The 4,369-nt window shown below is 62.2% G+C and carries 7 protein-coding genes and 2 tRNA genes; 5 read left to right on the forward strand and 4 right to left on the reverse strand.

The genetic code is table 11. From position 1 onward, the window contains the following. Positions 1 to 377, forward strand: a 377-nt coding sequence (locus tag EN935_RS24100) for an NAD-binding protein (protein WP_164771303.1), incomplete at its 5' end; no start/stop codon positions are given. Positions 378 to 496: 119 nt separating this feature from the next. Here the strand turns inward: EN935_RS24100 and EN935_RS24105 are convergent. Next, entirely contained in the window at positions 497 to 1,345 is an 849-nt protein-coding gene (locus tag EN935_RS24105) for an RNA methyltransferase (RefSeq protein WP_126069220.1), read from the reverse strand. Between the two features lie 198 nt (positions 1,346 to 1,543). On the opposite strand from EN935_RS24105, the gene EN935_RS24110 reads away from it, so the two are divergent. Together EN935_RS24110 and EN935_RS24115 are read left to right on the forward strand one after the other, a co-directional pair. Beyond that, positions 1,544 to 1,628 (forward strand) — tRNA-Tyr (locus EN935_RS24110). An 89-nt stretch (positions 1,629 to 1,717) separates the two neighbouring features. Next, positions 1,718 to 1,791: transfer RNA gene (locus EN935_RS24115), tRNA-Gly, on the forward strand. A 71-nt stretch (positions 1,792 to 1,862) separates the two neighbouring features. Here the strand turns inward: EN935_RS24115 and EN935_RS24120 are convergent. Further along, positions 1,863 to 2,327, reverse strand: coding sequence for a YidB family protein (locus EN935_RS24120; RefSeq protein ID WP_109671669.1), 465 nt, complete (start codon positions 2,325 to 2,327; stop codon positions 1,863 to 1,865). A gap of 130 nt (positions 2,328 to 2,457) precedes the next feature. Here EN935_RS24120 and EN935_RS24125 point away from each other — a divergent pair, with 130 nt between their 5' ends. Next, positions 2,458 to 2,715, forward strand: coding sequence for a GlsB/YeaQ/YmgE family stress response membrane protein (locus EN935_RS24125; protein WP_109671668.1), 258 nt, complete (start codon positions 2,458 to 2,460; stop codon positions 2,713 to 2,715). A gap of 89 nt (positions 2,716 to 2,804) precedes the next feature. Here EN935_RS24125 and EN935_RS40890 read toward each other — a convergent pair whose 3' ends face one another. Continuing rightward, the gene (locus EN935_RS40890) at positions 2,805 to 2,942 is read right to left on the reverse strand and encodes a hypothetical protein (RefSeq protein ID WP_164757902.1); all 138 of its coding nucleotides are present in this window, start codon (positions 2,940 to 2,942) and stop codon (positions 2,805 to 2,807) included. 113 nt (positions 2,943 to 3,055) lie between these two features. Beyond that, entirely contained in the window at positions 3,056 to 3,943 is an 888-nt protein-coding gene (locus tag EN935_RS24130; protein WP_127266242.1) for a DMT family transporter, read from the reverse strand. A 293-nt stretch (positions 3,944 to 4,236) separates the two neighbouring features. Here EN935_RS24130 and EN935_RS24135 point away from each other — a divergent pair. Further along, the coding region (locus EN935_RS24135; RefSeq protein WP_245261238.1) for a GTP-binding protein at positions 4,237 to 4,369 on the forward strand (133 nt) is incomplete at its 3' end.

Here is a 4,369-nt window from a genome sequence, read left to right on the forward strand (position 1 = left end):
CCATTGAAGCCGTCGCCGAAGCGCTTGTTTTTGCATCGAAAGCCGGCGCCGATCCGGCCAAGGTCCGGCAGGCGCTGATGGGCGGCCTGGCGGCGTCGCGCATTCTGGAAGTGCATGGCGAGCGCATGGTCAAGCGCACCTTCGCGCCGGGTTTCCGCATCGAACTGCACCAGAAGGATTTGAACCTCGCGCTGGAGGGCGCGAAGGCGCTGGGCGTGTCGCTGCCCAACACGTCCACCACGCAGCAGCTTTTCAATTCCTGCGCGGCCAATGGCGGCGCCAAGGAGGATCATTCGGCGCTGGTCAGGGCGCTGGAGCGGATGGCCAATTTCGAGGTCGGCAGCGAGGCAGCCGACACCCGGGGCAAAGCGGCATAGGTCGGGAGAGGGCGGCGCAACGTTCCCAAGCCGCCAACTCTTGGCCCATCGAAGAACGGGTTCCGGCGTCTGTCGCTGGAACCCGTTTCTCGTTTCGAGATGTTTCTGCTGTTTCTGGCTCAGCCGCGCTTCAAAAATGTCCGCGCCACGTAAAGGCTGATCGCCGCGGCATTCGACACGTTGAGCGAATGGATCGCGCCGGGCATGTCGAGCCGCGCCAGAGTCGTCACCGTTTCGCGTGTCTTCTGGCGCAGGCCCTTGCCTTCGGCGCCCAGCACCAGCGCGATCTTTTCTCCGGCAAAGCTCTTTTCGAGTTCCGCAGGTGCGTCCGAATCAAGCCCGATGGTGCGGAAGCCGGCCTCGTGCAGCTGGCCGAGCGCGTCGGCGAGGTTCTTCACCTCGATCTGATCGATGTGCTCCAGCGCACCGGAGGCGGATTTCGCCAGCACACCCGATTCCTGCGGGCTGTGGCGGGCCGTGGTGATCAGCGCGCCAGCGCCAAAGGCGACCGCCGAGCGCAGGATGGCGCCGACATTGTGCGGGTCGGTGACCTGATCGAGCACCAGAACCAGCTTTGCATCGCCAAGAGCGTCAAGCCGCTTCGGTTTCAGCGGCTCGGCCTCGATCAGCACACCCTGATGCACGGCGTCCGATCCGGTGATCTTGTCGATGTCCCTGGGTTCGACCAGTTCCGTCTTGAAGGGCAGGGCGGCGAGATCGGCGATTTCCAGGCGCTCGGCCGCGTTGCGCGTCACCAGCATCCTTCTGATCTTGCGGCGCGGATTGTCGAGTGCGGCGCGCACCGTGTGCAGGCCATAGAGCCGCACCAGGCCGTCCGCGGCATTTTCGCCCGGCGGAACCGGCTGTCGGGGCCTGAACGCCGGCGCGCCGCCGCTTTTCTCGTCGCGATAGGCGCGGCGCAGCTTGGCGTAATGGGTGTCTTTGGGAGTGTTGGTTTTATCGCTCATGGCTGGCTTCTATAGCCGTGTCCTCCGGCCATGGATATGGCCCGTCGTCGCAGCCGGCGAACAACATCGAAAAACCCTTGTTGCGCGGTTGACACCCAATGGGCTTGCCGCCATAAGGCGCTGCGCTGGTTTCGGAGAACACATAACTCGGGTCCGGATTGGCGCGAATGCCTCGTTGCATGGCTCCGGCGGCAGACTGGAGAGGTGCCCGAGTGGTTAAAGGGGACGGACTGTAAATCCGTTAGCTTAGCTTACGTTGGTTCGAATCCAACCCTCTCCACCACTGCCGGCCCGGAAGCCCTGAAACGCGAAAAGAATCGGACCGAAAAGTGCATGGCGCTTTTCGGGTGAATCCGGTACTTCAGGAACGGCGCGGGTATAGCTCAGTGGTAGAGCAGCAGCCTTCCAAGCTGAATATGCGGGTTCGATTCCCGCTACCCGCTCCAGACACTCATCCCCGGCAAACCGAAACACCGCGCACCAGGCGCAGTGCTCCAATCGCGGTGTCCGCGACGCGCTAGCTGTTGAACGCGGATGCGACCTGGTGCTGCTGCGGCACCTGGCCGTTCGGCGTCAGCTTGTCGACGATGCCGGGCAAGGCCGTGGACAGTTGCTTGAGCAGTTCCTGCTCGTCCATTCCGGTCCGTTGCGCGATCTCGCGTATGATCTGCGGTCCGATTGCAGTGCCGAGATCATTGGCGTTGATCGGCTGGTTTTGGCCGGTGCCGACCCAGGAATCCGCGGCATTGCCATGGCCGGCATTTCTGAGCTTGTCGAGCAGGCCGCCCAATCCGCCAACCAGGCCGCCATCGGCGGACGTGGTTTCCGTCGGGGCGGGGCCGGTTGGAGCAGGAGCGGGAGACTGCTCGGGCTGTTCGGCACTTCTGCCGCTCAGCATTTTTCCGACCAGCAATGCGCCGAGCGCGATCATCAGTGGTTTGGTGATGTTGCCGCCGGGAACGGCATTGTCAAAAAGTCCCATAGTGGATCCTCCATAGCGACCAAGCCCGACCCTGCTCAACAATGGAGCATTCGGGCGGAATTTCAAGCTGGCTTGAGGTTTTGACAATCATATGAAAATGTCCGGCTGGCGGGGGATGGAGAGGAAAAAAATGGGTATCATCAGCTGGATCATTCTCGGCGTGGTCGCCGGCTTCATCGGCAGCAAGATCGTCAACAAGACCGGCCAGGGCATGATCATGGATATCGTGCTCGGCATCGTCGGCGCCATTGTCGGCGGCCTGATCTTCAGTGCCTTCGGCGCGTCGGGCGTCACCGGCCTCAACATCTACAGCCTGATCGTCGCGGTGGTTGGCGCGGTGGTCGTCCTGTGGGCTTACCATCAGTTCAGCGCAAAGCGGACGCTTTAGGCGCTAGCTGGATCGTCTGAAGTTTCGAACTATTGCTGCTGGGAGGCGAGGAGAACGGCTCAAGGCCGGCATACCCAGCAGCGGCTCGCCTATGGCATCAACACCGTGTCGGCGGCGGCGAAGAAGATCAGCGTTCCCGCGATGAACACCGCCCAGCCGACAAGCGACTTGCGGATAGCGGCCTTGTGCTCGGCGTCGGAGTTCTTGTTCTGGTCAAAATCGGTCATGGGAACTCCCCTGATTGATCATGCCGTCGTCGATTCGACGGGTCTTTGCCGGTTGGACAATCTTTTTCGGCTCGGCAACAACTCGTGCGTGAGCGCCTGCTTGGGTGGTGAGGCTATGCGACGACGGCCAGCCGGCGCTGGCGCTGATCCAACGACACGATGGTCAGCCCGCTGCCGACAACCAGCAGGATACCGCAGACCGCCAGCGTGTTGGGGAATTGCCCGAACACCAGCAGGCCTGAAATGACCGCCCAGACGGTGAAGCAATAGTAGAACGGTGCCACGGCGCTGGTCGGCCCGACGCGATAGGCCATGAAGATGAAGAAGTGGCCGAAGATCAGGAAAAATCCAGCGCCGGCCATCAGCAGCAGGTGATGCGTCCCGGGCACGACCCAGCGCTCGGAAACCAGATGCGCGGCACCGGCGCCGATCAGCACCACCACGACGGCGGAAATCGCCACGATCATGCCCGGCACTTCGGCCGCGACCCGTCTGCCGGCAAGGTCGCGCGCCGCCGCAAGCGCGGCGTTGCCGAGCGCCAGCAGCGCGTAGACCGAAATGCCTTGCATGGTCGGCTGCGCCACCATCAGCGCGCCGATGAAGCCAAGCCCGATCAGCGCCATGCGCTGGCCTCCGATCCGCTCGCCAAACAGGATCGAGGAGCCGACCAGCATCAAGAGCGGCGTGATCTGTCCGAGCGCGGTGGAATCCGCGATCTGCATGTTGGCGAGCGCCACGACATAGCAAAGGATCGCTGCCATCTCGAGCAGGTTCCTGTGCAGCACGCGCTTGTCGAAGATCAGCGGGATCTGCTTGCCGTAGCCCAGCGCGAACAACAGCGGGAAGCCCCAGAGTGCTGCCGCCACGCCGCGCAGAAACAGCACTTCATAGGGCGGCAAGCCCGCCGTCGCGAGCTTCATCATCGTGTCGTTGACGAGATACGACCCCGTCGAGACGATCATGAACAGCGGGCCGCGGATGGAGGCAGGGATGAAATGCATTCGGTCACAACATCAGACCCCGGTTACGACCGCAATGGGCCATGGCCTGGCCTTGAATCAGACAGGGCGGGCAAGCAAGGCCGCGCTATCGCGGCTTCGATGCATCGGTCTGTCACCCATTTCATTTCGTCTCCGGCCTTCCTATATCAGCGCCACATCCCCGCAATCGGATCGATGGTTCGGACTGAGTGACACGGCACCCAGCCAAAAGACGCTTGTGTTTTTTGGCCTTTGTCGCTAATCGCCCCGCATTCGACTGAACTGAAGGTCCAGGCCGTCCAAGGAAAGAGACTATGGCAAAAGGTAAATTCGAGCGTAACAAGCCTCACGTGAACATCGGCACGATTGGCCACGTCGACCATGGCAAGACGTCGCTGACGGCGGCGATCACCAAGTATTTTGGCGAATACAAGCGCTACGACCAGA

The sequence above is a fragment of the Mesorhizobium sp. M7D.F.Ca.US.004.03.1.1 genome (genome assembly GCF_003998635.1).
Classification (GTDB): domain Bacteria; phylum Pseudomonadota; class Alphaproteobacteria; order Rhizobiales; family Rhizobiaceae; genus Mesorhizobium; species Mesorhizobium loti.